The organism is Paenibacillus sp. J22R232 (assembly GCF_056269165.1).
In genome coordinates this window covers 428,702-454,003 of sequence record NZ_JBWDNK010000003.1, presented here as the reverse complement: position 1 = coordinate 454,003, position 25,302 = coordinate 428,702, and the positions used below count along the sequence as shown (strand labels likewise).

The following is a 25,302-nucleotide window of genomic DNA, read 5'->3' as shown; positions in this document are numbered from 1 at the left end:
ATGAGCTCGGTAAAACAAGCTGTTAAACCGCCTTTAATCGCATCACCGCTGCTTGCTGGAGTTTTATTTTCGATCATTTGGCTGGCCGCTGGCGCCTTACTGCTATCATTGCTTTTACATTTCACGGGCATGAAAGAAAGCAGCTTGGCTATGAATGCCCTGCTTGTTCATGGCTTCGCTGCACTTGCCGGGGGCTTTACCTCCGGGAGACGATCCGAGAGCAAAGGATGGTACAACGGCGGATTGCTTGGTTTAATTTACGGAGCAATCGTCATAATCATCAGCTTCCTAGCCTCGGACGCATCCCTCTCCATGCACAGTGCTTTGCTGCTCGGATCCTCTCTTCTCGCAGGTGCTTTCGGCGGAATGATCGGCGTCAACATGAAAAAACAATAAAAAAAAGCTGACATGCATGCATGTCAGCTTCTTTTTATTATTTTTCCAAATCAACCGTTGCTGATGGTGCAGAGTTGATGATTGTGTTGATTGCACTGCGCTCGAATGTCATTTTAGTTGTATCGTTTACACGAAGTACAACTGTGTCATCGCTAAGCTCGACGACCGTTCCGTGCAAACCACCAATTGTTGAAATTTTATCGCCTTTTTTCAATTGGTTGAGCATCGAAGAACGTTGCTTCTGTTTCTTCTGCTGCGGACGAATAAGCAAGAAATAAAACACCGCGAACATAAGTACAAACGGCCAAATCATTCCTAAAATGTTACTTTGACCTGCTTCTGCTGCTAGCCACATCGAAATCCCCCCTTTCAAAATCCTTTCTCATTATCGAAAAGGCCGTAGCTTGTGAAGAAGGAATCCCGGAAATCAAGCAGTCGGTCATCCATTATCGCTTGCCGAACGTCCCTCATGAGTTGAAGCAAGAAATGCAAATTGTGGTAAGTCGTAAGCCTCATGCCAAATATCTCGTCGGCTTTAATGAGATGCCGTATGTACGCTCTCGAATAATTCGTACACGTGTAGCAGAAGCATTGAGGGTCCAAAGGACCGAAATCCTCGGCATACTTCGCGTTGCGAATAACGAGCCTGCCTTGGCTTGTCATGGTTGTCCCGTTACGGGCAATCCGAGTCGGCAGTACGCAATCAAACATATCAATACCGCGGATAGCACCCTCAATCAATGCATCCGGCGATCCCACTCCCATTAGATAACGAGGTTTATTCGCAGGTAAAATGGGTACTGTATAATCGAGCACATCGTACATCAAATGCTTAGGCTCTCCAACGCTCAGTCCACCAATAGCATACCCCGGGAAATCCATGGAAGTCAAATCATTTGCGCTCTGAATGCGCAGATCCTTGTACATTCCGCCCTGCACGATAGCAAAAAGTCCCTGGTCCTCAGGTCTCGCATGCGCTTTAAGACAGCGTTCTGCCCATCTTGTCGTACGCTCCAACGATTTCTTCACATATTCATGCTCGGCTGGGAATGGCGGACATTCATCGAACGCCATCATAATATCCGAACCTAGCGCATTCTGGATTTCCATCGCAACCTCAGGCGATAGAAACTTTTTGTCTCCATTGAGATGGGAGCGGAAATGGACGCCTTCTTCCGTAATTTTACGCATCTCGCTTAAGCTGAAAACCTGAAAGCCTCCGCTGTCTGTCAGGATCGGACGATCCCAGTTCATAAACTTATGCAGGCCGCCTGCATTTCTTACGATTTCATGTCCTGGCCTTAGAAACAGATGGTACGTATTGCTCAGTATAATTTGGGCATCCATCGTTTTCAATTCTTCCGGGCTCATCGTTTTGACCGTAGCCTGCGTGCCTACCGGCATAAAGGTTGGCGTCTCGATCACGCCGTGAGGGGTATGCACGCGACCAAGGCGCGCTCCCGATTGCTTGCATTGTTTGATTAATTCATATTTTACAGCCACGATTCACGCTTCCTATTCCTAGTTAGTAAATAAACATTGCATCGCCGAAGCTAAAGAACCGATACTCATGTGCAACCGCTTCTTTATAGGCATGCATAACCTCATCACGTCCAGCCAGCGCACTTACGAGCATGACCAGCGTAGACTTCGGCAAATGAAAATTAGTCAGTAGAGCATTAACGAGCTTAAACTCGTAGCCTGGGAATATAAAAATCGATGTCCAGCCGCTGCAAGCCTCAACCGGACTCCCTTCGTACCGGGCCGCAACCGTCTCCAGCGTTCTAGACGAAGTTGTCCCCACTGCAATAATACGGGCACCGCTTTGTTTGGCTTCATTTATTATGGCTGCATTCTGTTCATTCAGCTCATAATATTCCGAATGCATCTCGTGATCCTCTACCAAGTCCACCGACATCGGACGAAAGGTTCCAAGGCCAACATGGAGAGTTACATACGCGAGCTTGACGCCTTTTGCTTGAAGCTTGTTAAGAAAAGCATCCGTGAAATGAAGTCCGGCTGTCGGCGCCGCAGCAGATCCTGCATGCTTGGAGTAAACGGTTTGATAACGCTCGCGCTCCTCAAGCCTCTCCTTGATGTAAGGCGGCAGCGGCATCTCTCCCAATCGATCCAGCAGCTCTTGGAAGATCCCTTCGTATTCGAAGCGGATCGTTCTTCCACCCATCTCGCCTTCCTTCTCAATAACGGCCCGCAGCAAAGGATTGCCCTGCCCGTCATCTCCAAAGGAAAGAGCGGTACCGACCTTTAGGCGTTTGGCAGGCTTGCCAAGCGCTTCCCAGCTGTCACCCTCTAGCTGCTTCAGAAGCAGCAGCTCGATCTTGGCGCCCGTATCGCTCTTGACGCCAGTCAGCCGCGCAGGAATTACTCTAGTGTCATTGAGGACAAGCACATCCCCGGCTCCAACGTACCGCTCCAAATCCGTAAAGCTGCCATGCGTTATTTCGCCCGTCTGCTTATTAAGTGCCAGCATCCTAGATGCTGTGCGATCAAGCAACGGGGTTTGGGCTATAAGGTTCTCCGGCAATTCAAAGTCAAACCATTCTACGTTCATATCGATTCAATCATTCCTTAGCGATGGTTACATCTTTGTAGTAGTATTTCAAAATATATTGATAGTCATACCCTTGCTGGGCAAGGCTAAGCGCGCCATACTGCGATAAGCCAACGCCATGCCCGTTACCGGTGCCGATGAAACGGAATGACGGCTCTTTGGTCGCAGCGCGCAATTGCTTGCTGCCATCCAGAATAAATAAATTCGATTGGCTAGCCTCTGTTACCTTGCCGCCTGCACTGATCATATAAACGGGAGCCGAGTCGCCCGGCTTCGTTCTTGTCGCAGATCCCGAACCTAGTAAAGCAACCTTCGCCGTTTCCTCGATCTGGAACAATGTGCTTGGCAGCGAGCCTTGTACCCCTAGGGTACTGCGGAACATATCCGGGTAGCTCACCGTTAGCTTCTGGCCATTGGCTGTAATCTCGGTTGCACGACCGGAAGCACCCTTCTGACTAACTTCCAGCGTACGGAGAGGACCCGATATCGGCGTTTTCACTTTAGCATTTATGACGGTCAGCATCTCTTGGGGCGTATAAGGACCTCTCACCCAAGACATCGAATTGGACTCCGTTTTTTTCTCCAGCACGATAACCTTCGTTCCGCTGTCTGCCGTTGCAACAACTGGAATCGTATCTTGAATCTGAGGATGCTTGCGAACCTTTGTCCCATTCGTATTCACTTGCATAATTGAGCTTCCGGCCGCCGTAGCTTGTCCAGTCTCGTCCAACAAATCGTCACGGATATATCCGATTTCCCCGCTAGGAAGAATAACGCGGTACCAGCTGTGCAAGCCTGCTTCGCTGGAAGTGTCCGGACTTTTCACCGGCATCAAATAAGGTACGGCATTGCCCCATACCTCTTTGGCATCTGCCGTCATGCCTCCGCCGCTGGCTGCGAACAACGCCTCAATAACCTTTCCATCGTACATGGCCACTTCGCCTGCCGTATCATCGACAGCTGCGATTGTAGAGGACTTCTCAGAGCCTGTTCCGTAATAGGCTTGGCTAAGCGTGGTATCTACGACATGAGCGATTTGGAAACCGAATCCCTTGTTCAATGCGTAAGAGCGCGCCGCAACGGCCTGTGCCTTAAGCGCCTCTGCCGGCCAAGAAGGATACATCTCTACGCCGACGACGGAATATAGGTATTGCTCAAAAGGCAGTTCATTGACAACTGCCATCCGGCCATTCAGCATACTAAGCTCGAATTGCCCGCGGTAGCTGCGATTGCTGCGCTCCGTTAGCTTGATCGGATCCGTTCCGAGCGGCAAGATCGATATCTTGGTGTCGCTTCCCGCGAACATGTAAAGCTCTGTACTGCTTTCAGCTTTCGCGCTTACCGTATGGTCATTGCGAAGCAAAAGAAAGGGCAGCTTGGCATCTGCTGCTTTCAGCGTGCTGCCTCCTGAAGCTTTGGATGCCGCAGCCTGCACGATCTGCAGCTCTGCCTCTGTTACTGCAGCGCCAACCATAACGGAGTAGCTTGCCGCTCCTGCTTGGGAGGCGCGGACAGCTACATAAGCATCCAATCCGATCGCCCCGAAGCTGCTGGCAGCTGCTATCGCTTCCGTCTTCCCTGCAAGCGGAGCACTCTCCAGATGCAAGGGTCCCTGCTGTACCGCTTTATACCCGCCAACCAGCTTGGAAATCTCGCTGTCAGCCGCCCACTTGGTTAGGGCAGCGGCTGCTTCTGCCGCCGTCTTATATGTACCTTCAATGACTTGATAAACGATCGAGCCATTTTTGGAAAGCGAAGTGAGGAAAGCGGCTCCCTTTAACGCTTGCAACCTCTTCTGCACCGCAATTGCGGATGCGAATGTCGTTGATTCATACACTTTAACTTTAAAGCTGTCTGCTGCAAATCTCACGCTAGCGCCGCCTGACACATTAAACCAGCTGCTTACGCCGTCCGGCTGTCTAGAGCCGATGCTCAAGCCTGTAGGCGAAGAAAAGGTTGCCGCAGCCGTCGTATCATCATATTTCCCAGGCAATTGCATGAAAAGAGCAACGCGTATTTGATCCAGTTTGGGTACTGCCGCATGTGACGGAGAGCCCGTCCACGATGTTGCAAGCAGCATAATTACAACTACAAGCATCAAATATTGCTTGAATGTCCGTTTATTTGCCATGTTTGTCTCTCTCCTCTCTGCTCTTCGGCAAATCACAGCCGTTAATGGAACAGCTTTGCTCAGTCGAGCCAAACCACTCGTACCTTCGGTTCGCAACGAAACGGTACATGCGATCGGCAATGCGGCTCATGCCCGGAATGCGATAGAAAGCGGACAGCCAGCCAAAACCTTTTACCGTTCTAAGTATCCTAACAACACCGTCTGCGCCCGCATATAACTTCCCTTGTTCATCGATTACATGCATTTTCTCGTATAGAGCTGCCAAATCAAGCTGCGGACTCCGCGACAACAGCGCTTCCGTATCGCCTGCTGCTTCCAGCTGCTGGATTTGTATGAATTGCAACGCTGCCTTTGAATGAAGCTCCTTTAGCTTAGCGACGGAAGCAAGGCATAGATTGCAATATCCGTCATAGATAACATAGAGCTTCTCTGCAGACAAGCCTCGAGTCCTTCCCATTGGTCATTACCTCCCCGGAATGGGAAGCCCCAAGTGCCTGTAGGCATTGTCTGTCGCAATTCTTCCGCGAGGCGTCCGCTGCAAGAATCCAATCTGCATCAAATAGGGCTCATAGACATCCTCAATCGTTTGGCTTTCTTCACCGATGGTTGCCGCAATGGTATCGAGGCCAACCGGTCTCCCGGCAAACGTCGTCATCATTGCTTGAAGCATTTTGAAATCAATCAGATCTAGGCCCATTGGGTCTACCTGCAGCAGCTCAAGCGCAGATCTCGCCAAATCATGCGTAATAACGCCGTCACCGCGAACCTGCGCAAAATCCCGAACGCGCTTCAGCAGCCGATTCGCAATACGAGGTGTCCCCCGTGACCGCATGGCAATCTCCCCGGCAGCTTCCCCTACTATGCTTACGTTCAGAATTTCGGCTGTCCTCGCCACTATGAATGCCAATTCATCAATCGTATAAAATTCAAGTCTGCTGACGACTCCGAAACGGTCGCGCAGCGGTGCTGAGAGCAAGCCTGCCCGAGTTGTCGCGCCGATAAGCGTGAACGGCGGCAAATCCAGCCTTACTGAACGGGCGCTAGGCCCTTTCCCAATCATGATGTCCAGCGCGAAGTCTTCCATCGCTGGATACAAGACTTCCTCTACCGTGCGGTGCAGGCGATGGATTTCGTCAATAAACAGCACGTCGCCTTCCTGCAAATTCGTCAGCAATGCCGCAAGATCACCAGGCCGTTCGATCGCGGGCCCGGATGTCGTTCGCAGACTGACGCCAAGCTCATTCGCAATAATATTAGATAGCGTCGTTTTGCCAAGTCCCGGCGGTCCATATAATAATACATGATCCAACGCTTCCTTGCGCAGCTTCGCTGCTTCGATGTACACCTTCAGATTTTCCTTGGCCTTCGATTGCCCGATATATTCGGCCAGATAGCGTGGACGCAGGCTGAGTTCAACCGCCTGGTCTTCCATCATCAGGTTGGCGGAAATGATTCGATCATCCATTTGCCTTCATCTCCTTCCGTTACCCTTTGAACAGCTGCTGAAGCGCACGCTTCATTAAGGAATCGACGGATTCCTCCGCCGTTGCGCTATGCTGCAGCCCTAACCATGCTTTATCCAGCTCTGCTGCCGTGTAGCCGAGAGCTGCAAGCCCTTCTCTGGCTTCCTGCCAAGCCGTGCCTGCTCCTTGACCGGAATGCCTGCTCGAAGTAAGGTCAAGCGCTATGCCTGCCGCCGTAAGCAATCCTCCGTCTAAGCCTGCGCCGATCAGCTTGTCCTTCAGATCCAGAATCATTCGCTGCGCGGTCTTCTTGCCAATGCCGGGAAGTTTCGTAAGGAAAGCGATGTTTTCCTGCTGAATGGCCGCAATAACGGCGTCCGGCCTGCCTCCTGAAAGAATGCCAAGCGCTACGCGGGGACCGATGCCCGATACCTCAAGCAGCTTGCGGAACAGGGCCTGCTCCTCTCTAGTCTCGAAGCCGAACAAAAGAATCGCATCTTCGCGAACGCTATGGTGAATATATACGGTTACGGGTTCTTCCTTCTTTGCGAACGCGTAAGGATTCGGTGTAAACACGCGATAGCCGGTGTCTCGAACATCCAGGACGATATATTCGGTTTCCAGATGAACGACATTGCCTCTCAAAAAATCGATCACGAACGTTTCACCTCGCTTATTTTTTGATTCAGAACGAACGAATGCGCATGGCAAATGGCCACGGCAAGAGCATCGGCCACATCATCTGGCTTCGGAACTGCCGATAGCTTCAGAAACATTTTGACCATCTCCTGCACTTGCTTCTTCTCTGCTTTGCCGTATCCGACAACAGCCTGCTTCACCTGAAGCGGCGTATATTCGCCAATGGGCAAGCCCCGCTGGGCAGCAGCCAGGATAATCGCTCCCCTAGCCTGTGCGACGTCAAAGGCAGTGGTTACGTTCCGGTTAAAAAACAGCTTCTCCACGCCGACGGTATCCGGCTTATATTTATCCATTAACGCGCCCGCGGACTCATAAACCTGCAGCAATCGCTGCTCGGCCGGCGTATGAGCTTCCGTCTGAATCGCGCCATATTGAACAGGCGTAAGCTTGTGTCCGATCTTATCTATAAATCCAAATCCAACTATGGCATAACCAGGGTCTATCCCAAGAACGCGCAAACGCCCATCTCCTCAAATTACGTGCTACTCAGCGCAAGCACTGAAAGTTGCTTCATCCATTATAGCAAAAGATAGGAGGAATGAGAACGCGCGTTTGATATTTCGGCTTTCAGCCCATACAAATAAGGCCACGCATCGCTGCGCAGCCTCTCTTTCCTTCATGTTCATAGCCTAATAGGCCGGTTGCATAACCTTCTGGTTTTGTTCGATGGCATAATCGCTAAAAGTGGATAATACGCTGTTATACTCCTCGATGTCACTAATTCGTATGCCTTTTGTAATCTGGTCCAGCTTGTCCTGCGGCAGGCTGCTCTCCATGTAACGAACGTCAAGCTGAAAAAAGGTGCGTACAACCTTTTCTTTTTTGGGAATCCCGTCATAAAGATTCAAATTCCCCTGCTTGTCCACGCCCATATAAGCGTTCGCCTTGCAATGCTCGGATAAATCCTCTACGCGCTGCTCAACGCGGACCAAGCTCTCCGATACATCAAGCTCCGCCTTCCATTCAGGATGGCCCCGCAAAAGCTTGGCAACTTGCTTGCTCATCATCCGGCCGAGGGGCTTCGTTTCCTCGCCGCATACATATACGCGGTGCAGTTCCACCGTAAGCGGGCTCTTTTCGTTTTCAAGCTTATGGATTATGCTTTGTTCTGCGGATATATCCGGCGCTGCCAGCACAAGCTCAGCATCGGGAAGCAAAAGCCCGCCTGCCAGCAGGATAGGGATGATTGCCCCTAAACTCCATGTCGGCCGGCGTTTTCTTCGGAGCTGCTTTTTCAAGTTTTTCCAAAGGCTGAATTCCATCATAGGGAAGACCCCTTCATTATATTTTTTGATAGTATGCGCCAGTATTACATAAATATGCAAAAAATAAGAAAACCCCCAATGGTTGATTGCAACCATTGGGGGTTCCCCCCTGCATTAACGATTCAGCCAAGGCTGGTTTCCGCGATTTTTCGTTTTGTTAGGCCGTGTCGATACGGTTCGGATAACCGCCTTTTTGGCGTTCTTCCGCTGTACGACTGTTTTCACGGGTTTATCCAGCTCGGGCTCTGCCTGCTTTGCCGCGTTTTGGTCCGAACGGTTTCCTTTGCATCCGCAATCGGCTTGATTGGCATCATTTGCGCCTGCCGTTTGCGGCCAACCTGGATATGGCGGATAGGCCGGATAGCCGTATCCATAGCCGTAGCCTCCATCATGCTGGGCATGCGCCGGCATGACCATACCATGCCCGCCATACCCATAACCATAATCCGGCTGCATGCCTGCTGGCGATACGAATCCTTGGTTCGGCTGCATCGCAAGCGGCGACACCATTCCTTGGTTCGGCTGCATCGCAAGCGGCGACACCATTCCTTGGTTCGGCTGCATCGCAAGCGGCGACACCATTCCTTGGTTTGGCTGCATCGCAAGCGGCGATACCATTCCTTGGTTCGGCTGCATCGCAAGCGGCGACACCATTCCTTGGTTCGGCTGCATCGCAAGCGGCGACACCATTCCTTGGTTCGGCTGCATCGCAAGCGGCGATACCATTCCTTGGTTCGGCTGCATCGCAAGCGGCGATACGAATCCTTGGTTTGGCAATGCCGAAGCTCCCGCCACCATTTGGCTGTTCTCGTTTGCATCCTGCTGGAGCGGATTCACGCCAGGATACCCATATCCCCAGCCAGGTCCTGCTGCCATCGGCATCGTTGAAGGTGACGGATAGCTGCCAACAAATACGGTGCCTGGAGGACAGTCGAACGGCGCTTCATTGCTGTCCCCAAGCGGGCTGACCGTGCTGCCGAAGGGAACCGGTTGCTGCCAGCCGCCATAGCCGTAGCCATGGCCAGTTTGCGCGGGCATTGCCATGGAGTGGCCATAACCATATCCGCCATATGAAGGCTGCTGCTGGACCGGGGACACGGCTTCAGGTGCTTTTGGAAGATCGTATAATGATAATGCTTCGGTTGCGGGTATCCCATACTGCTTGAACAAATCTACATTCGGCTTATATTCCGAATGAATGGGCTGCAGCTTCTTCTCAACGGGCTTTTGGATCGGGAGCGCTTTTTTGGCCGGTTCAACCGCAGCTGCTTTTGGTGCCGGCAGCGGGGCTGGTTTCACTGGCTTTACAATAGGCGCCACTGGCTTCTGCTGGACGGGAGCGACAGGCGCTGGCGCTACTGGTGCAACAGGCACTGGCGCGATTGGTGCCGTTGGCGTTTTGCCCGCGATCGGTCCGGTAGGTATTTTGCCAGTTATCGGAGCCGTAGACAGTTTTCCTACCCAGCCCTGCACGTTTTGCATAACCGATGTTGGATGCAGCGAACCCGCACCGCCGGTTCCTTGGCCCATGCCGTGGCCGGCACCATGCCCGTCGGTCCCGCCATGACCCGAATCGCTTACCTTAGGGATGTTAACGACCTCGCCGGTAAGCAGCACATTCGGGTTTTTAAGCTGCGGATTAGCTTTGATCATGTCGGCAAGCGGTACTCCCCAAGCTTTCGACAGCTTCCAAAGGGTATCCCCCTGCTTCACGATATGCTGATGCATGATGTCCATCCCGCCGCCTGAACCGCCGGTATGGCTTGACGGTATTTTCAGCTTCATTCCTACCTCGATGACGTCCGGGTTCGTAATGCCCGGGTTCAGCTTTAAAATCTCTTCGAGCGATACATTATACTTTTGGCCGATGGAGTATAAGCTGTCGCCCTTTTTTACAATATGGATTTTCACTCGCCGTTACCCTCCTGTCACGTTCTGAATAACATGGCACTGCTTATGCCTATTATCAATCCTTACATCCTATGCAGAATATGGGCGAGTGTCTCCACTTTCACAAAAAAATAGTAAAAAAGCCGAGCCCACTCCTAAGAGTGAACACGGCTAGCTGCTTTGCAAGGCTATATAATTCCCTTTCATGCGCACGTACTATTTTTTGAACTCGATAAAGCTCGGATAGCTTCCCAGCACGCGAACCTGACAGCCGATCGCTTCGATTTCCTGCAGCGCGGATGGCAGCAGAACCGTGTCGAGCGCCATGTCGATATCGATAAAGAAATAATAATTGCCCAGCCTTTTCTTTGTCGGACGCGACTCGATGCGGGATAAGTTGATTTTGCGCCATGCAAAAGCCGCAAGCACCTGATGAAGCGCGCCAGGGAAATCCTCGGGCAGCGTAACCAATATGCTCGTTTTGAACTTATCCGATTGCCTAGCCGTATAAGGCTCCGAGCCGACAAGCAAAAACCGGGTATAGTTGTTATCATGATCGGTAATCTCGCTTGCAATGACATCCAGCTTCTCATTCGCCGCCGCCGTCTTCGTGCCAATCGCTGCCCAGCCGGCATTCGGATTGTTCTGCACGATTCGAACGCCCTCGGCCGTACTGCTGACATGCTCCGTCACCGCGTGAGGAAGATTGGTTCGCAAAAACTGCAGGCATTGCGCGATCGCAACAGGATGGCTGATGACCTTCGTAATTTTCGAATAATCCACAGCACCCTCAGCGCCCTGCGCTTCGGCTTGGCGGCCGATTAAATTCTGGATCGATGGATAGACCCACTCCGCTTGTATCGGAATGTCGACCTCATGCACAAGCCAATCCATATGTAAGCTCACTGAGCCTTCTATCGTATTCTCGATCGGAATAATGCTGTACTCGCTGATTCCGTTAACCGTGGAAAGAAACACATCCGAGATGAGCCTATGATACTTCCAATCGATTTGCTCGCCGCCTAAAAAGTGCCTAGCCGCCTCATCCGATACCGAGCCGGCAGGTAAAACCGCGATTGTTTTCATTCCTACACCTCTCCTTTAATTCGTTCGGGAAGAGGAACCGCAGGGTGCTTTGATATATCCTCAACCGTAATTCGAGGACCATGAACGGCAGGTGCTAGCCATAATGTTCTTGCCTCGATGCCTTCTTGCTTGAGTGTCTCCAGCAGAAACGGCTCCAATGCATCCGCATCCCCTGCCTTGTCGCCAACAAAAGCAATCAGCGTCGGTCCCGCTCCGCTTAGCGCAGCGCCCAGCGCGCCATATTCAACCGCGCGCTCCAGAATCGTCGCCATGCCGGGAATCAGTGCCGCACGGTAAGGCTGGTGCAGCCTGTCCTTCATCGCATGGCGGATCATGCCAAGCTCGCCGCTTGCAAGCGCGGCGACAAGCAAAGAGCTGCGGCCGACATTGTACACCGCGTCGGCCATCGATAGCTGCGTCGGCAGCGCGTGGCGCGCTTTCTCCGTCGACAGCTGGAAGGCCGGGATCGCTACAAGCGTCTTCAGCCGCGGATCCGGCTCCAGACGGATATACTCCGCCCGCTCCCCGTCCCAAGCAGAGACAACGATACCGCCGAACATTGATGCGCCTACATTGTCAGGATGGCCTTCTAAAGCCGTTGCCATCTGGAACAGCTTATCGTCCGTCAAAGGGCTTCCGATTAGCGCATTCGCCGCTACGAGAGCTCCTACGATCGCTGACGCGCTGCTGCCTAGTCCGCGAGTCAGCGGAATGTCGCTGTGCATCGAGATCGACAGCTCAGGCACATGGACGCCAGCTTCTTTGAATACAAGCTGCGCCACTTTATAGATGAGGTTCGACTTGTCTTTCGGCAAGCCCCGCATTTGATCGCCATAGAATTGGAATTCGGTTTGTTCACTGACCCGGAGCTCGATCCATGCATATAGCGAGAGCGCCATTCCCAGCGTATCGAAGCCAGGACCTAAATTAGCCGTGCTTGCCGGTACTTTTACAATAACTCTGCGATTATTCATAATCTTACCCTTCTACGCGGTATACGCTTTTCACTTTATGAACCACGTCAAGCGATTCGAAAGTAGCCAGTACTTTCTGAATAGCTGCTTTATTCGCATCATGGGTAATAACGATAATTTCCGCTTCCGGATTAAACGGGGTCGGCTGCTGCAGCACGGACTCCAAGCTTACTTCGAAATCAGCGAATACCTGCGTAATCCGTGCCAATACGCCTGCGCGGTCAGCTACTTTCAGAAGCAGGAAGTATTTGGACGAAATCTGATCGTCGGTCTTAAGCTTCTTCTCTTTATAGGCAAGGCTGCCCTGCATCCCGTTAACGCCCAGCTTCAGGTTTTTCACGACAGCAACCAAATCCGACACGATCGAAGTTGCGGTCGGAAGCTCACCGGCGCCGGCGCCGTAGAACATCGTCTCGCCAACCGCTTCGCCATATACGTAAACCGCATTAAACACGCCGTTAACCGACGCAATCGGATGCGATTGCTTAACCATTGTCGGCTGTACGCTAATGCTGATTAGATCGTCTTGACGTTCTGCGATGCCTAGAAGCTTCACTTCATAGCCTAGACGCTTTGCGTACAAGATATCCTCTTTCGTAACGGAAGATATGCCTTGAACCGATACGTCCTCGAGCGCTACATTCGCGCGGAAGCCGATCGTTGCAAGTATCGTCATTTTCCGAGCCGCGTCTAGACCTTCGACATCCGATGTCGGATCGGATTCCGCATAGCCCAGCTCCTGAGCTTCCTTTAGGACGTCCAGATAGGATGCTCCCTCTTGGCTCATCTTTGTCAGAATAAAGTTTGTCGTTCCGTTTACGATTCCCATGATTTTGTTGATGCGGTCGGAGGAAAAGCCCTCAACGAGCGTACGGATGATCGGAATGCCTCCGGCAACGCTCGCCTCATACATCACATCACAGCGGTTCTCCTGTGCTTTTGCAAGTATTTCCGGGCCATGCAGCGCCATCAAATCCTTGTTCGCCGTTACGACATGCTTGCCAAGCGCCAGCGCTTCTAGAATGTATTCCTTCGTGAGCCCGATACCGCCCATAACCTCAACGATTACGTCGATGTCAGGATGGCGAATAATATCCCAGGGATCCTCCGTGAGCTTATCCTGATCGATTGCGATATTGCGTGCTTTGTTTTTGTTTTGCACGAGCACTCTTTCAATCACGATCGGCGAGCCTACTTGGCTTGCAAGATCCTCCTGATGGCCTTCCACGATGCGAACGACGCCTGTTCCTACAGTACCAAGACCTAATAAACCTACTTTAACCGGCTTCATATATACCCTCCATTATCTGTTCTGTTATCCTTGTCCGATGACCGAAGCCTTACGCACGCCTGGTAGGCTGCGCAGCATGTCGACCAGCGACGACAGTTCCCCGGAAAGCTGCGAAATATCGACTGAAATGACAACGTTAGCGAAGCCTTGGAGCGGAATGGTCTGATTCATCGTCAGTACATTGCCTTCCAAAGATGCTACCGTGCTGAGCACGTTCGAGAGCATGCCGGAACGATGCTCCAAATCCATGGATATCGTGGCGATCCGTTCCCTCTCCAGCTCATTGAGCGCATATACGCCGTCCTTATACTTATAGAAGGCGCTTCGGCTAAGGCCCGCCCGTTCAACCGCTTCGTGCACGGTTGCCGCTTCCCCCCGCCCCAGCATTTCCTTTACTTGTATCGTCTTCATTATCGCTTCCGGTAAAATATCCTCTCGAACGACATAATAGCGTTTACTCACTATACGTCCTCCTCAAAAAGACAATTGTTCACCTATAGTGGACATTATATCTAAATATTCGGCTTGGGGCAATAGGCAAATAAGAAAAGACGGCTTTCGCCGTCTTCGCTTCTAATTTAAGGTTGTATTCATTAGCCGTTCGGATTGTAATCGCTGCCCTCGAAGAATTCAAAAGCAAAATCGCCGATTTGCACCATGTCGCCGTCCTTGGCACCCATTTTGCGAAGCTCGGCATCGACGCCCATTTTTCGCATCGTGCGCGCAAAGCGCATGACCGCGTCATAGGAGGTCAAATTCATCCGCTTCATGTATTTATCAATGCCTTCGCTTACGATCACGTACACTTCGTCTTCCTTATGAATCGTGAAGGTTGTTTCTTCACGTTTCTCGTAGGTGTAGACCTTCCGTTCGGCAACATCCTTGACATCCTCGATCTCGACTTCCTCGGAGATCGTATCGAGCACGTCAGCCGCTTTGTACAGCAGCTCCTGTATGCCTTGCTTCGTCAGCGAGGATATAGGCAGAATTTCATAATGACGGTCACCGCTTGCCTCTGCAAGCTGCTGCTTGAATAGTTCAAGCTGCTCCGCGGAGTCCGGCATGTCCATTTTGTTAGCTGCTATAATCTGCGGGCGATCTGCGAGCTTCTCGTTATACAGCACGAGCTCCTCGTTGATCTTCAGCCAATCATCGAAAGGATCGCGTCCTTCGGACGCAGACATATCGATGACATGAATAATGACCCGTGTCCGCTCAACGTGTCGAAGGAACTCATGGCCAAGGCCTACGCCTTCATGGGCACCCTCGATTAACCCAGGCAAATCCGCCATAACGAAGCTTCGGCTGTCCCCCACATCCACTACGCCGAGATTCGGTGTAATCGTCGTGAAATGATAAGCGCCGATTTTAGGCTTGGCACCGGAAACGACAGACAAAAGCGTTGACTTGCCTACGCTTGGGAAGCCAACAAGACCTACGTCAGCCATAACCTTAAGCTCCAGCACGACCCAGCGCTCTTGCCCTTCCTCTCCGTTCTCCGAAATATACGGAGCCGGATTGTTCTGCGTTGCGAAGCGGATATTGCCGCGCCCGCCTCGTCCGCCTTTGGCGATTACGATCTTCTGCCCATGACGCGTCATGTCTGCGATAATTTCCTGCGTATCGTCGTCGACTATGACGGTTCCCGGCGGAATGCGGACGATTGTATCATCCGCGCCTGCGCCGTGCATGCTTTTTACTTTGCCGCGCTCGCCGCGGTTTGCTTTGAAATGCTTTTGGTAACGGAAATCCATGAGCGTGCGAAGCCCTTCGTCAACTTGAAAGATCAAGTCGCCGCCGCGGCCTCCGTCGCCGCCGGCAGGTCCGCCCTGCTCGACATATTTCTCACGGCGGAAAGAAACGATTCCATCGCCTCCGTCGCCGCCTTTTACAAATATTTTCGCTTTATCGACAAACATGTTGTGCCCCCGTTCATGCGCGCATTTCCGCTCTCAGCAGCACCTTTGCGTACGGCTGCTCGAAGTTGACCGGCTGCATTGGCGCGCCTTCCAACTGCTGTTGTATTTTTTGCTTCCATTGCTGTTCATTCATTAACTCGCCATCGTAGAAAAACGTTGCGCTTAGCGTATCGTTCTCTAGCGACAGCTCCAGCGTAAGAACAGCAGCATTACCATAGCCAGGCTTAGCCGCAAACCGATATGCGTTAATCGTATGAATGAGCGTTTCGGCTATTTGATCGGCATCTGCCGTTAATTCGTTTAAATGAATATCGCCTTTAATGACGAGCTGCAGCTCCAGCGAATTCGAAATGGTGCGAAAGGATTGAATGTAGCTGGTCAGAGCCGGAACGCCAAGCTTGGATATTTGGCTCTCCACGGCCATTCGCTCACTTATTTTTTCCACATACTCCGCAGCTTTATCCAGCTTTTTGAGCCTGATATAGCCAAATACCACTTGAAGGTCATTCATCCAGTCATGGCGATGATGATTGAGAGTTCGTATTGCGGATCCTTGCAATGACAAGATTGTCCGTGCAGTCCGCTCCGCATGCTCTTTCCGTTCCGTTCGTATCCAGTAAGTTGCAACAGCTAGTAGCCAAACGAGAAAGACAGCAGTTAACCACACTTTAGTGGGCCAAATAAGTACTGCGGCACAAGGCAATATGACAGTGCCTGCCGCGTAGTATTTCGCCGTTGTTAAGCGTCCCATCGATTAAACCTACTTTCATCGTATTTCCCGAAAACATAAGAAAGCATACCTTTTCCATATCCTTGTCTTATATTTCTCCGGCAAAGCTAATTTAGCATATAGAGTTCGCCGATGGCGTTTTTACTTACTTATCCAGTATATCATGCGGTCGTCCCACGGTCATCAGCCTTGAAACAAAAAAACCCGGCCTAGCGATGCAGGCCGGGGCTTGGTGCATATATAAGATTGTATTAAGCTTCTACTGCAGCAGCTACCGGAGCTAGAACAGCTGGATACACGCTCACTTTTTTGCGGTCGCGTCCCCAACGTTCGAACTTCACTACGCCTTCTACTTTCGCATAAAGCGTATCGTCTTTCCCGATGCCTACGTTAGTTCCTGGGTGAATTTTTGTTCCGCGTTGGCGAAACAAAATGCTTCCAGCCGAAACGGTTTGACCGTCAGCACGTTTAGCGCCAAGGCGCTTCGACTGCGAGTCACGTCCGTTCTTCGTGGAACCAACACCTTTCTTCGAAGCGAAAAGCTGAAGATTCAGTTTCAACATAGTTATTCCCTCCTTCTTAAAGGTTTGTGGAGCAAACCTGCTTCGGAAGCATGGACATTAAGGCTTGCGGAGCAAACCTACTTCGAAAGCTTACGCATTAAGAAGTTCATGAATGACGACATGCTTGCCGTATGATTTTGCGATAGTGTCAAGCATAACCGCCATCGATTCCAGCAGCAGCTGCATCCGGCCATCCGAAGCCTCGTCCGCCAGCGTCGGAATATCCGACGACAGCCAGCCGTTCTTCATCTTGGCAGGCAACTCTTCTCCTGCTAAAGCTTCGATCGCGTTGACGGTACCCACCGAAACGGCCGATACTCCCGCACAAACAATGTCTTTGCCGGGCCTCGCATATTTAGCATGTCCTTCGACCGCGAATGCTACGATACGTCTGTCAGCGGCTCTTCGTACAAAAGTAATGGTTATCATGGAAATCCCGCTTACGCTTGGATTTTCTCGATTGTTACTTTTGTGAACGGTTGACGATGACCTTGCTTACGACGGTAGTTCTTTTTGGCTTTGTATTTGTAAACGATGATTTTTTTGGATTTGCCTTGTTTCTCGACTTTACCTGTTACTGTAGCGCCGGATACAACCGGAGTTCCAGTTACAAGACCGTCACCTTTAGAAACCGCCAAAACACGATCAAACGTTACGCTTTCGCCTGCTTCAGAATCCAGTTTCTCGATGTAGATAACATCGCCTTCCTGAACTTTGTATTGCTTTCCGCCTGTTACGATGATTGCGAACATTGTTGGTGCACCTCCTTATTTTCGAAGACTCGCCTAATTCAGGTGGTCTGCAGCTTGCGCCACATACGCTTGTATACCCAATCGGAGCGGTACTTGTACATCTCATTCCACTGAGGCACGAGACACACACCCAAAGAGTGTACCATACTATGCAAGCTATATCAATTGATCCAGCAAGAAAAACGACGATTTATTTCAAACGGCTGAACAATTATACGTTTACTTTAACTGGTAAAACTCTTATGCAGCACCGCTTGCCGTCAAAAACAGAAAAAAACCACAGCAATCGCGGGTTTAGACAGCTGGCTATTCATTGGCTATTCATTGGCTATTCATTGGCCTTGCATCTTTTTTATTTATAATCATGCCACAGGAAGAGCAGCGCTCAGTCAGCAGGTGAACGGCTGTTTCACGCGCCTTCTTGCGCGTCATCTCCATGAGTCCCAGCTTGGTCCAGCCGAGAATCGTGCATTTCGTTTGGTCGCTGCGAGTCTTCTCCATCAACCTGTGCATCACTTGCTCACGGTGGTTGTCCAATCCCATATCTATAAAATCAACGATAATAATGCCGCCTACGTCTCTCACTCTCAGCAATCTCGCAATTTCATCCGCAGCTTCCATATTGGTATGGAATACCGTATCCTCAAGGCCCGAGGATCCGATAAACTTCCCCGTGTTGACATCGATAACCGTCAGCGCTTCCGTCTCTTCCCATATGAGGTGACCGCCGCATTCCAGGGAAATTTTGCGGTCGAAGGCTTTCCTAACCTGATCCGTTACGCGGTAAGCATCGAATAAAGGCTGGCCCTTCTTATGCTCATATCGCTTCAACCGCTTGCGAAGCTGGGGCGTCATCTCCTCAAGCAGCGCGGACACCTCAGCGAACCGCTCGCCGTCATCGATCCAAATTTCATCCATATCCATCGTCAGCGTGTCGCGGACCGCTCTTCTTAATAACCCGGCTTCACGGTGCAGCTCGGAAGGTACGGCTGCTTCTACGCCTCGATTAACGATATCCTGCCACAGCTCCCTGAGCTGTACGATGTCGCCGTGAAGGGACTGTTCGCTTTCGCCGCCTGCTGCCGTGCGCAGAATAATGCCTTCCTCGTCCTGCCTCAGCTTTTCTCCGATTGCACGCAATCGCGCGCGGTCGCCGTCCGTGCTGATTTTTTTGGATACGCCCACATAATCAGCGGTTGGCATATACACCAGCCAGCGGCCAGGCAGCGAGAAATGGGTGGTTACGCGCGCTCCTTTGCCGCCGAGCGGCTCCTTCATCACCTGCACGATCAGCTCTTGTCCCGGTTTCACTAAATCCTGGATCATCGGCTTTAGAGCGGGCTGTTTTTCCAAATGCGGGTGAAGCAGCTCATCAATATACAAAAATGCATTTTTGGCTAATCCAATATTTACGAAGGCAGCCTGCATACCCGGCAGCACATTAACCACTCGTCCTTTATATACATTGCCGACCAGGCTGCTTGCTTTCGTCTTTTCCATAAAAAAATCGATTAGGCGGCCGTTCGCAAGCACTGCGGTTTGCAGCATCTCTCCCTGTACATGCATTAACATTTGCTTCATACCCGAGTATCACCTGCCAGTACGCTTTTCATCTATTTTAACTGAAAAGTTCCGATACTGCACGATTGGGATTATTTTCAGACAGGCAGCCTTCGACAATTTTTTGTTCCGGCAGCACTTTTACTTCCTTGCTCCCTGCTTCAAGCATATAAATTAAATGGTACCTTTCCCGTTGAAACAGTCTGGCAACCGAAATAATAGATTGCCGTCCGTTTACGATAATCGGGCTTGCAATATGGCCCTTCGAGAGCGCATGCAGCGATATGCGTTCGCGGTACATGAGGAAACGGTAAAATAAAAAAGGAACGTTCCGGTAATACGTCCAATTGGTCATAACGAGAAAGATGCCAACGATAAGCAGGTTGAGCTGAATGCCGCTGGTGCGCAGCAGCCATGGAAGTAGCGAGGCTGCTATCATCAGCAGACTAAATAGCATGCTGATGCGGGCAGACCATAGCAGCATTTTGTAATAATTCACGGTATAGCTCAAAGCTGCCTGCAGCAGCTTGCCCCCGTCTAGCGGATGTATCGGGAGCAGATTAAACAAGCCGATCATCAGATTCGCCTTCCACACGTAGGTCGCCCATTCAAGGTCCCAAAGGCCAAGCTGCCCGCATGTCCAAGCAGCCAGCCCCATCCAAACATTTTGCAGCGGACCTGCAATCGCCACGATCGCTTCTTCCTTCGCCGGAAGCCCGCCTGCCTCCTCTACCTCAACCACGCCCCCGAACGGAAGCAACTTTACTTCCCGTACCGTCCATCCATAGCCGAGCGCTACGAACACATGGCCAAGCTCATGCACCAGTACGAGTAAAAATAACGTTATGAGCTCGGCGAAGTATCCCGTCATGACCGATCCAAGCATAATGATGACAAACAGCGGATGAACCGACCATACGATACCTTTCCATTTAATCAATCGGTATCACGCCCACGGGATCGATATACTGATCATTCTGCTTCACTGCGAAATAGAGTAAGCTCGGCTGCGAGCCCTCTGACTTTAATAGCCTGCCGATCGGATCGCCGGCCTCTACCCAATCGTTGACGCTCACCTCTGCCTTGCCGAGCAGCCCATATACGGTAACGCGCTGGTTCGCGTGTTGTATGAGGACCGTGGAGCCCTTGTTATCATCCTTATCCGTCAGCAGCAGAACGCGTCCCGTCTCAGCAGCGACAACCTGCTCTTCCGATTCCCCCGCCAGCTCAATGCCGTTCAGCAGCTCTGCAAAGGTTCTAACCAAGGAGCCTCCCTCAAGCGGTGCCACAATCGGCAGCTTAACGGTTCCGTCCGCACCAATCGCTGACTCGCTATTATCCTTGAAAATAGGGATAAACGATGGCGCTCCGGCAAACGTATCCTTGTACCATGCGGCTGCTGCCGCAAAATCGATTTCATCGGTAAGCGCCTCTTTTACAAGCGCTTGTCCCTTAAGCGTGTACGGCGTATCATAATGGAACATCGCCCAGACCGCTCCAAAAAGCATTATGGCAATGACCAGCTTCCATTTCAGCTCTTTGCGGAAGGAATGCTTGTTTTTTCCGAAATCCGGGTCTTTTTTATTCGTTAGGTCCGGAGGCTTTACAAAGCTTTTATTATCCATAAACCCTTTGTCGTCGCTCCAGCTCGCCCACGGGTTCGGATTCGTTTTCCAGACAACCTCCGGATCAAGCTCTTCTGTCTCGTCTGCCAAAAAGTACGCATGCTCTTCGTTAACCTTTTTCCGCATATCGATTTCCTCCCCGCTTCCATCGTCCTTGCGACAGCTTGTTTCTTTATACATGGATATGTGGGGAGCGAGACAAGTATGCGAACCTCCAAACGATAAAAAGCTGCTTCCGAAACGGATCAAATCCGTCTCGGAAGCAGCTTTAACTGCAGCAAAGCCTCAATCGGCCAGCTCATATTTTTCTTGATGCGCCTTGATGCTGAAAACAAGTCCTATCGACAGCATATTAAGCAAAAGCGATGTTCCGCCATAGCTTACAAAGGGCAGCGTAATTCCCGTTATCGGCATAATCCCAATCATCATCCCTATATTCTGGAACACCTGGAATACATACATGGATACAATGCCGATTACGATAAACGAAGCACGCAAATCATAACATTTGAATGCGATAATTATCATTCGGTAGATAAGCAGGAAATAGAGCAGCAGGAGAATAGCCGAGCCTTGGAAGCCGAATTCCTCGCCGATGACGACAAAAATCGAGTCGGAATACGGATACGGAACGAAACCTCCATTTTTCATGTCCCCTTGCAAATAACCATCGCCGCTCAAACCGCCCGATCCGATCGCGATTTGCGCATTCTCCGATTGATGCTTGTCATTCGCGGTCGCGGTCTCCGGATTGATAAACGTGTTGATCCGCTTATGCCAATGTCCCATATCCCTATCATCCAGATAATCGAAAATTTCCTGATTAAACGTATTGAATAAGGAAACGAACAGTACAAGCCCGGCAACGACGACAGCAAGGCCCGCAATGACATGCGTATACTTTACGTTCCCAATCCAGAGCATCCCAAGCACGATAACCAAGTAAATAATCGCGTTTCCTAAATCAGGCTGGATCATAACGAGCAAGAACGGCAAAAACGAAAAGGCGGCTATCGGGAGCAGGTCTTTCATGAAGGTAAGGCGCTCTCCCTGCCTGCGGCCCATAATGTAGGCAATCCCGATGATGAGCACGATCTTGACGATTTCAGCTGGCTGAAAGGACATCGTACCGAGCTTGAACCAGCCTCTTGCGCCATTGATGACCGCACCGAAGAAATAGACAAGAATCAACATGGAAACGCCGATGCCGTAGAGCACGTGCCAGCTCCTCAGCACAATGCGGTAATCGAACAACGTTGCTGCGATAGCAATAAAAAAACCCATGCCGTAAAAGATGAGCTGCTTAACGTCCGATCCGGCGTATTTGGGAAAGTTGGCAGTAGCGCTATGGATAACAACGGTGCTGATAATCATGAGGAATACTAAAATAATCAAAATTCCCCAATCCAGCTTTTTTAGTTTGTTAAGCAAATCGTAATCATCCTATTCCAAGGAACTTACGGAAACGCTTGAACGCTCCCGCCTTCTCATCAAGCAGCATGAGTGGAACCATATCGCCTAAGATACGGCGCGCAATATTCCGGTAGGCGATTGCGGCGCGCGAAGCCGGATTCATAACCGTCGGCTCTCCGCTGTTTGCGGCAGAAATTACTTTCTCGTCATCGGGCACGATGCCAACAAGATCAACCGCCAGCACTTGACAGATTTCATCAATATCAAGCATCTCGCCCGTTTTCATCATGTTTTGGCGAATGCGGTTAATAATGAGCTTGCTTGGTATTTTCTCTTGTTCGAGCAAGCCGATTACACGGTCGGCATCGCGTACGGCAGCATTCTCCGGTGTTGTAATCACGATAGCGCGGTCTGCCCCTGCAATTGCGTTCCGGAAGCCATGCTCAATTCCGGCCGGACAATCGATGATAACGTAGTCATGGTCCTTCTTCAGTTCCAATATCATATTTCTGACCTGCTCTGGCGTAACGGAGTCCTTATCCTTCGTCTGCGCAGCCGGCAGCATATATAACTCATCGAAGCGCTTGTCTTTGACGAGTGCCTGATTCAATCTGCAGCGGCCTTCGGCAACGTCTACCAAATCGTAAATAATCCGGTTCTCCAGTCCCATGACCACGTCTAGGTTACGAAGTCCGATATCGGTATCCACCATGCATACTTTCTTGCCAAGCAAAGCTAGCGCGGTACCCAGGTTTGCCGAGGTGGTCGTCTTTCCGACGCCGCCTTTACCTGATGTTACAACAATCGCTTCTCCCATATTCTACACTCCCTTAAACATGATAGGATTATGCCGTATGCGGAATAATTGCGCTAGCTTATCGATTTGCATTCTGCCTTCGCTTAAGAAGGCGAACTCCATTGAAGCATCGCCGGTCATCCATTCCTCTGGCGGTCTGCTGATTATATCCGCAATGCGAAGCTGAGTCGGTTTCATGAGCGAAGTCGCGATAATAACGTCCGTTCTTCCTCCGATACCCGCATGCGCCGTGCCGCGCAAAGCGCCTAGCACGTAAATGTCACCTGTGCACATCAAAGTGCCGCCTGGATTCAAATCGCCGATTAAAAGTAAATCCCCGTCATGCTCATAGGTTTGTCCCGAACGAATGATAGACGTAAGCACCTGAAGACGAGGCTGATCCCCTTGCAGCAAATCAACCTTCGGCGCTTCAGACTCAACGGATTGGACCATGAGATTGCCTTGTGACCGAATCACGCTTTTGATTCGGTCCTTGTCATCATCCGATATTTGCCTTGAGCCGAGCTTTACGTGTACATGTACGAGCGGGCCAGTGAGCAGCTGCTGATGCGTCTTCTCCAGCTTGTATTGCAATTCATCGAGTAGCGTCGCGAATTCACATTTATCGTCGAGAAGGAACACGAGACCTTCTTTTACACCTTTTATAATTATATGCTGCTTATCGGTCACGTTCGTCCCTCCCCAACCTAATGCATTCTTGGTGCGACTAACAAAATCCTGCCTGCGCCATTATTTTATTCATCATCCTTCTCCGCCTTCACGCCAGTCTGGCCTTCAAACAGCTTCCTAGCCGGCACGTAGCAGGCAAGCGCGAACGCAAGCTGAAGAAACAAACTTGGAAGAATATGATCGATAAGTGCCCATGCGTAGCTTTCATTCGTTATCCGAAACACGCTATATATAAAATAAATAACGCTGTCAAACAGAATGCACGCGAAACCGATAACCGATATCGCCATCATGATCGTAGAACGGCGGCGCTCCAGAAGAACGCCAGTGAAATAACCCATAAGACCCATGATAAAGGCATTAATGCCGAGTAAATGACCGAAATAAACGATATCCTGAAGCAAACCGAAGCTAACGCCCAGCAGCAAAGCTAGATGCCGGCGGCTGTAAAGTCCAGAGAAAATGACCATTACGAAAACAAAGTGAGGAATGATCCGATGCCCGAAGCCGGCTGGAATGATCCACGGCATTAAAGCCCCCTCAATGACGAAAAGGAGAACCATAAGCAGGATGATTCGGTTCATGCTCATTGATCGGCAGCCTCCAATTCAGGCACCTGAACCACAAACACCTCAGTCAAGTGATCGAAGCTGGCTGCCAGTTCGACCGAAGCTGTATAAGTAAGCCCGAAATCGCCGAGTTGTTTGGATTCTATGGTTCCAACCACGAGCCCCCTTGGATAAACGCCGCCCAAGCCGGAAGTGATTACCGTATCCTGGTAGTCCATTTTATCCTTCTCTGCGATTTTCGTCATAAGCAGCCTCGAGGTTTCCTTGTTGTAGCTGCTCAATATACCGAAAGACTCGGCCTCGCGCCCCATAACCGTCACCGCGATCAGATTGAATGTCGGTGATGACTCATCAAGCTCCGTTATTGGGGTTACGGCTGCAGTAAATGGCGTAACCGAGCTGACCAACCCGATCAGACCGTCAATCGTCGTAACGGCCATATTCGGCTTAATGCCGTTTTTGGATCCGAGATTGATGGTTAACGTCCGGTTATTGGCTTCGTTGCTGACAGAGACGACCTGGGCGATCAAATAATTATAATCATACATTTGCTTTTGCGCCTCTGTGAACTTCAGCTCTTCTTGAAGGCGTTTATTCTCTTTCTCTACGAAATTATAATTGATTTTCTCACGAGAGTAGGCAGCAGCCATAAGACGAAGCCGCTCATTCTCCTCATAGATCGTACGAAGATTGCCGATATCCTCAAAGAAGCCCGCTATAGAACCAGCGGGCTTGTAAAACCATTGCTGCACGTATGCTGCCGAATCCTTCAGAAACTTCTCCGGCCATGATAATTCCTTACGGTCGCTTAGCGAAAAGCCGATGACCGCTATGCACAATATAAATCCGATCATAAGCATAGACATACGCTTATTTCGCATCAGCTTAAACAGCTCGATCACCTGCCCATTTCATATC

General features: G+C 50.7%; 28 protein-coding genes and 1 other annotated feature. Of the genes, 1 reads left to right on the top strand and 27 read right to left on the bottom strand.

From position 1 onward, the window contains the following. Complete coding sequence (locus tag AC0YN3_RS13015) at nt 1–396, top strand: TIGR04086 family membrane protein (protein WP_475775455.1); 396 nt, start codon at nt 1–3, stop codon at nt 394–396. Between the two features lie 37 nt (nt 397–433). Here AC0YN3_RS13015 and yajC read toward each other — a convergent pair whose 3' ends face one another. From yajC to mreC, 27 genes are all read right to left on the bottom strand, one after another. Next, the gene (gene yajC, locus AC0YN3_RS13010) at nt 434–751 is read right to left on the bottom strand and encodes a preprotein translocase subunit YajC (RefSeq protein ID WP_441943910.1); all 318 of its coding nucleotides are present in this window, start codon (nt 749–751) and stop codon (nt 434–436) included. Between the two features lie 14 nt (nt 752–765). Next, the gene (gene tgt, locus AC0YN3_RS13005) at nt 766–1,899 is read right to left on the bottom strand and encodes a tRNA guanosine(34) transglycosylase Tgt (RefSeq protein WP_475775454.1); all 1,134 of its coding nucleotides are present in this window, start codon (nt 1,897–1,899) and stop codon (nt 766–768) included. A 22-nt stretch (nt 1,900–1,921) separates the two neighbouring features. Beyond that, a complete protein-coding gene (gene queA / locus AC0YN3_RS13000; RefSeq protein WP_475775453.1) occupies nt 1,922–2,968 on the bottom strand; it encodes a tRNA preQ1(34) S-adenosylmethionine ribosyltransferase-isomerase QueA in 1,047 nt (348 codons plus the stop codon). Nucleotides 2,969–2,978: 10 nt separating this feature from the next. After that, the gene (locus AC0YN3_RS12995; RefSeq protein WP_475775452.1) at nt 2,979–5,099 is read right to left on the bottom strand and encodes a SpoIID/LytB domain-containing protein; all 2,121 of its coding nucleotides are present in this window, start codon (nt 5,097–5,099) and stop codon (nt 2,979–2,981) included. Next, the gene (locus AC0YN3_RS12990; protein ID WP_475775451.1) at nt 5,089–5,556 is read right to left on the bottom strand and encodes a thiol-disulfide oxidoreductase DCC family protein; all 468 of its coding nucleotides are present in this window, start codon (nt 5,554–5,556) and stop codon (nt 5,089–5,091) included. Before AC0YN3_RS12990 ends, AC0YN3_RS12995 begins: the two co-directional genes overlap by 11 nt. A 6-nt stretch (nt 5,557–5,562) precedes the next feature. Next, nucleotides 5,563–6,564: a Holliday junction branch migration DNA helicase RuvB gene (gene ruvB, locus AC0YN3_RS12985; RefSeq protein ID WP_441943915.1), complete on the bottom strand. Its 1,002-nt coding sequence runs from the start codon at nt 6,562–6,564 to the stop codon at nt 5,563–5,565. A 19-nt stretch (nt 6,565–6,583) separates the two neighbouring features. Continuing rightward, nucleotides 6,584–7,219 carry a Holliday junction branch migration protein RuvA gene (gene ruvA / locus AC0YN3_RS12980; RefSeq protein ID WP_183557711.1) on the bottom strand — a complete coding sequence of 212 codons (636 nt, stop codon included), beginning with the start codon at nt 7,217–7,219 and terminating at the stop codon, nt 6,584–6,586. Continuing rightward, a complete protein-coding gene (ruvC, locus tag AC0YN3_RS12975; RefSeq protein ID WP_475775450.1) occupies nt 7,216–7,719 on the bottom strand; it encodes a crossover junction endodeoxyribonuclease RuvC in 504 nt (167 codons plus the stop codon). The genes ruvA and ruvC overlap by 4 nt, the downstream gene beginning before the upstream one ends. Before the next feature lie 171 nt (nt 7,720–7,890). After that, complete coding sequence (locus tag AC0YN3_RS12970) at nt 7,891–8,526, bottom strand: BofC C-terminal domain-containing protein (RefSeq protein WP_475775449.1); 636 nt, start codon at nt 8,524–8,526, stop codon at nt 7,891–7,893. A gap of 114 nt (nt 8,527–8,640) precedes the next feature. After that, a complete protein-coding gene (locus AC0YN3_RS12965) occupies nt 8,641–10,437 on the bottom strand; it encodes a LysM peptidoglycan-binding domain-containing protein (RefSeq protein ID WP_475775448.1) in 1,797 nt (598 codons plus the stop codon). 195 nt (nt 10,438–10,632) lie between these two features. Then, nucleotides 10,633–11,502 carry a prephenate dehydratase gene (gene pheA, locus AC0YN3_RS12960; RefSeq protein ID WP_475775447.1) on the bottom strand — a complete coding sequence of 290 codons (870 nt, stop codon included), beginning with the start codon at nt 11,500–11,502 and terminating at the stop codon, nt 10,633–10,635. Nucleotides 11,503–11,504: 2 nt separating this feature from the next. Next, entirely contained in the window at nt 11,505–12,476 is a 972-nt protein-coding gene (thrB, locus tag AC0YN3_RS12955; RefSeq protein ID WP_475775446.1) for a homoserine kinase, read from the bottom strand. Nucleotides 12,477–12,480: 4 nt separating this feature from the next. Beyond that, nucleotides 12,481–13,767: a homoserine dehydrogenase gene (locus tag AC0YN3_RS12950; protein ID WP_475775445.1), complete on the bottom strand. Its 1,287-nt coding sequence runs from the start codon at nt 13,765–13,767 to the stop codon at nt 12,481–12,483. Nucleotides 13,768–13,791: 24 nt separating this feature from the next. After that, nucleotides 13,792–14,229 (bottom strand): ACT domain-containing protein, encoded by a 438-nt coding sequence (locus AC0YN3_RS12945; RefSeq protein ID WP_475775444.1) that lies wholly within the window; start codon nt 14,227–14,229, stop codon nt 13,792–13,794. Nucleotides 14,230–14,360: 131 nt separating this feature from the next. Then, nucleotides 14,361–15,686 (bottom strand): GTPase ObgE, encoded by a 1,326-nt coding sequence (obgE, locus tag AC0YN3_RS12940; protein ID WP_475775443.1) that lies wholly within the window; start codon nt 15,684–15,686, stop codon nt 14,361–14,363. A 13-nt stretch (nt 15,687–15,699) separates the two neighbouring features. Beyond that, on the bottom strand, nt 15,700–16,437 hold the full coding sequence (locus tag AC0YN3_RS12935; RefSeq protein WP_475775442.1) for a Spo0B domain-containing protein: 738 nt from the start codon (nt 16,435–16,437) through the stop codon (nt 15,700–15,702). 230 nt (nt 16,438–16,667) lie between these two features. Next, nucleotides 16,668–16,979: a 50S ribosomal protein L27 gene (rpmA, locus tag AC0YN3_RS12930; protein WP_053374800.1), complete on the bottom strand. Its 312-nt coding sequence runs from the start codon at nt 16,977–16,979 to the stop codon at nt 16,668–16,670. 90 nt (nt 16,980–17,069) lie between these two features. After that, entirely contained in the window at nt 17,070–17,408 is a 339-nt protein-coding gene (locus AC0YN3_RS12925) for a ribosomal-processing cysteine protease Prp (RefSeq protein ID WP_475775441.1), read from the bottom strand. A gap of 11 nt (nt 17,409–17,419) precedes the next feature. Then, nucleotides 17,420–17,731 (bottom strand): 50S ribosomal protein L21, encoded by a 312-nt coding sequence (gene rplU, locus AC0YN3_RS12920; protein ID WP_138752392.1) that lies wholly within the window; start codon nt 17,729–17,731, stop codon nt 17,420–17,422. 15 nt (nt 17,732–17,746) lie between these two features. Then, nucleotides 17,747–17,836, bottom strand: a sequence feature (ribosomal protein L21 leader region). 216 nt (nt 17,837–18,052) lie between these two features. Continuing rightward, nucleotides 18,053–19,312: an Rne/Rng family ribonuclease gene (locus AC0YN3_RS12915; RefSeq protein WP_475775440.1), complete on the bottom strand. Its 1,260-nt coding sequence runs from the start codon at nt 19,310–19,312 to the stop codon at nt 18,053–18,055. Nucleotides 19,313–19,349: 37 nt separating this feature from the next. Next, entirely contained in the window at nt 19,350–20,231 is an 882-nt protein-coding gene (locus AC0YN3_RS12910; protein WP_183557678.1) for a M50 family metallopeptidase, read from the bottom strand. Beyond that, on the bottom strand, nt 20,224–21,042 hold the full coding sequence (locus AC0YN3_RS12905) for a peptidoglycan DD-metalloendopeptidase family protein (RefSeq protein ID WP_475775439.1): 819 nt from the start codon (nt 21,040–21,042) through the stop codon (nt 20,224–20,226). Before AC0YN3_RS12905 ends, AC0YN3_RS12910 begins: the two co-directional genes overlap by 8 nt. A 159-nt stretch (nt 21,043–21,201) precedes the next feature. Continuing rightward, complete coding sequence (locus AC0YN3_RS12900; protein WP_475775438.1) at nt 21,202–22,347, bottom strand: FtsW/RodA/SpoVE family cell cycle protein; 1,146 nt, start codon at nt 22,345–22,347, stop codon at nt 21,202–21,204. Between the two features lie 7 nt (nt 22,348–22,354). Next, nucleotides 22,355–23,146 (bottom strand): septum site-determining protein MinD, encoded by a 792-nt coding sequence (minD, locus tag AC0YN3_RS12895; protein WP_183557669.1) that lies wholly within the window; start codon nt 23,144–23,146, stop codon nt 22,355–22,357. A 3-nt stretch (nt 23,147–23,149) separates the two neighbouring features. Further along, nucleotides 23,150–23,815: a septum site-determining protein MinC gene (locus tag AC0YN3_RS12890; RefSeq protein ID WP_475775437.1), complete on the bottom strand. Its 666-nt coding sequence runs from the start codon at nt 23,813–23,815 to the stop codon at nt 23,150–23,152. A gap of 65 nt (nt 23,816–23,880) precedes the next feature. Further along, a complete protein-coding gene (gene mreD, locus AC0YN3_RS12885) occupies nt 23,881–24,405 on the bottom strand; it encodes a rod shape-determining protein MreD (RefSeq protein ID WP_475775436.1) in 525 nt (174 codons plus the stop codon). Continuing rightward, nucleotides 24,402–25,250 (bottom strand): rod shape-determining protein MreC, encoded by an 849-nt coding sequence (mreC, locus tag AC0YN3_RS12880; RefSeq protein ID WP_475775435.1) that lies wholly within the window; start codon nt 25,248–25,250, stop codon nt 24,402–24,404. The genes mreD and mreC overlap by 4 nt, the downstream gene beginning before the upstream one ends. Between the last annotated feature and the right edge of the window lie 52 nt (nt 25,251–25,302).

Coding starts and splice junctions, on each gene's coding strand:
- AC0YN3_RS13015 (WP_475775455.1), top strand. CDS start 1: ATGAGCTCGGTAAAACAAGCTGTTAAACCGCCTTTAATCGCATCACCG.
- yajC (WP_441943910.1), bottom strand. CDS start 751: ATGTGGCTAGCAGCAGAAGCAGGTCAAAGTAACATTTTAGGAATGATT.
- queA (WP_475775453.1), bottom strand. CDS start 2,968: ATGAACGTAGAATGGTTTGACTTTGAATTGCCGGAGAACCTTATAGCC.
- AC0YN3_RS12995 (WP_475775452.1), bottom strand. CDS start 5,099: ATGGCAAATAAACGGACATTCAAGCAATATTTGATGCTTGTAGTTGTA.
- AC0YN3_RS12990 (WP_475775451.1), bottom strand. CDS start 5,556: ATGGGAAGGACTCGAGGCTTGTCTGCAGAGAAGCTCTATGTTATCTAT.
- ruvB (WP_441943915.1), bottom strand. CDS start 6,564: ATGGATGATCGAATCATTTCCGCCAACCTGATGATGGAAGACCAGGCG.
- AC0YN3_RS12970 (WP_475775449.1), bottom strand. CDS start 8,526: ATGATGGAATTCAGCCTTTGGAAAAACTTGAAAAAGCAGCTCCGAAGA.
- pheA (WP_475775447.1), bottom strand. CDS start 11,502: ATGAAAACAATCGCGGTTTTACCTGCCGGCTCGGTATCGGATGAGGCG.
- thrB (WP_475775446.1), bottom strand. CDS start 12,476: ATGAATAATCGCAGAGTTATTGTAAAAGTACCGGCAAGCACGGCTAAT.
- AC0YN3_RS12950 (WP_475775445.1), bottom strand. CDS start 13,767: ATGAAGCCGGTTAAAGTAGGTTTATTAGGTCTTGGTACTGTAGGAACA.
- obgE (WP_475775443.1), bottom strand. CDS start 15,686: ATGTTTGTCGATAAAGCGAAAATATTTGTAAAAGGCGGCGACGGAGGC.
- AC0YN3_RS12935 (WP_475775442.1), bottom strand. CDS start 16,437: ATGGGACGCTTAACAACGGCGAAATACTACGCGGCAGGCACTGTCATA.
- rpmA (WP_053374800.1), bottom strand. CDS start 16,979: ATGTTGAAACTGAATCTTCAGCTTTTCGCTTCGAAGAAAGGTGTTGGT.
- AC0YN3_RS12925 (WP_475775441.1), bottom strand. CDS start 17,408: ATGATAACCATTACTTTTGTACGAAGAGCCGCTGACAGACGTATCGTA.
- rplU (WP_138752392.1), bottom strand. CDS start 17,731: ATGTTCGCAATCATCGTAACAGGCGGAAAGCAATACAAAGTTCAGGAA.
- AC0YN3_RS12915 (WP_475775440.1), bottom strand. CDS start 19,312: ATGAAGCAAATGTTAATGCATGTACAGGGAGAGATGCTGCAAACCGCA.
- AC0YN3_RS12905 (WP_475775439.1), bottom strand. CDS start 21,042: ATGCGGAAAAAGGTTAACGAAGAGCATGCGTACTTTTTGGCAGACGAG.
- minD (WP_183557669.1), bottom strand. CDS start 23,146: ATGGGAGAAGCGATTGTTGTAACATCAGGTAAAGGCGGCGTCGGAAAG.
- mreD (WP_475775436.1), bottom strand. CDS start 24,405: ATGAGCATGAACCGAATCATCCTGCTTATGGTTCTCCTTTTCGTCATT.
- mreC (WP_475775435.1), bottom strand. CDS start 25,250: ATGTCTATGCTTATGATCGGATTTATATTGTGCATAGCGGTCATCGGC.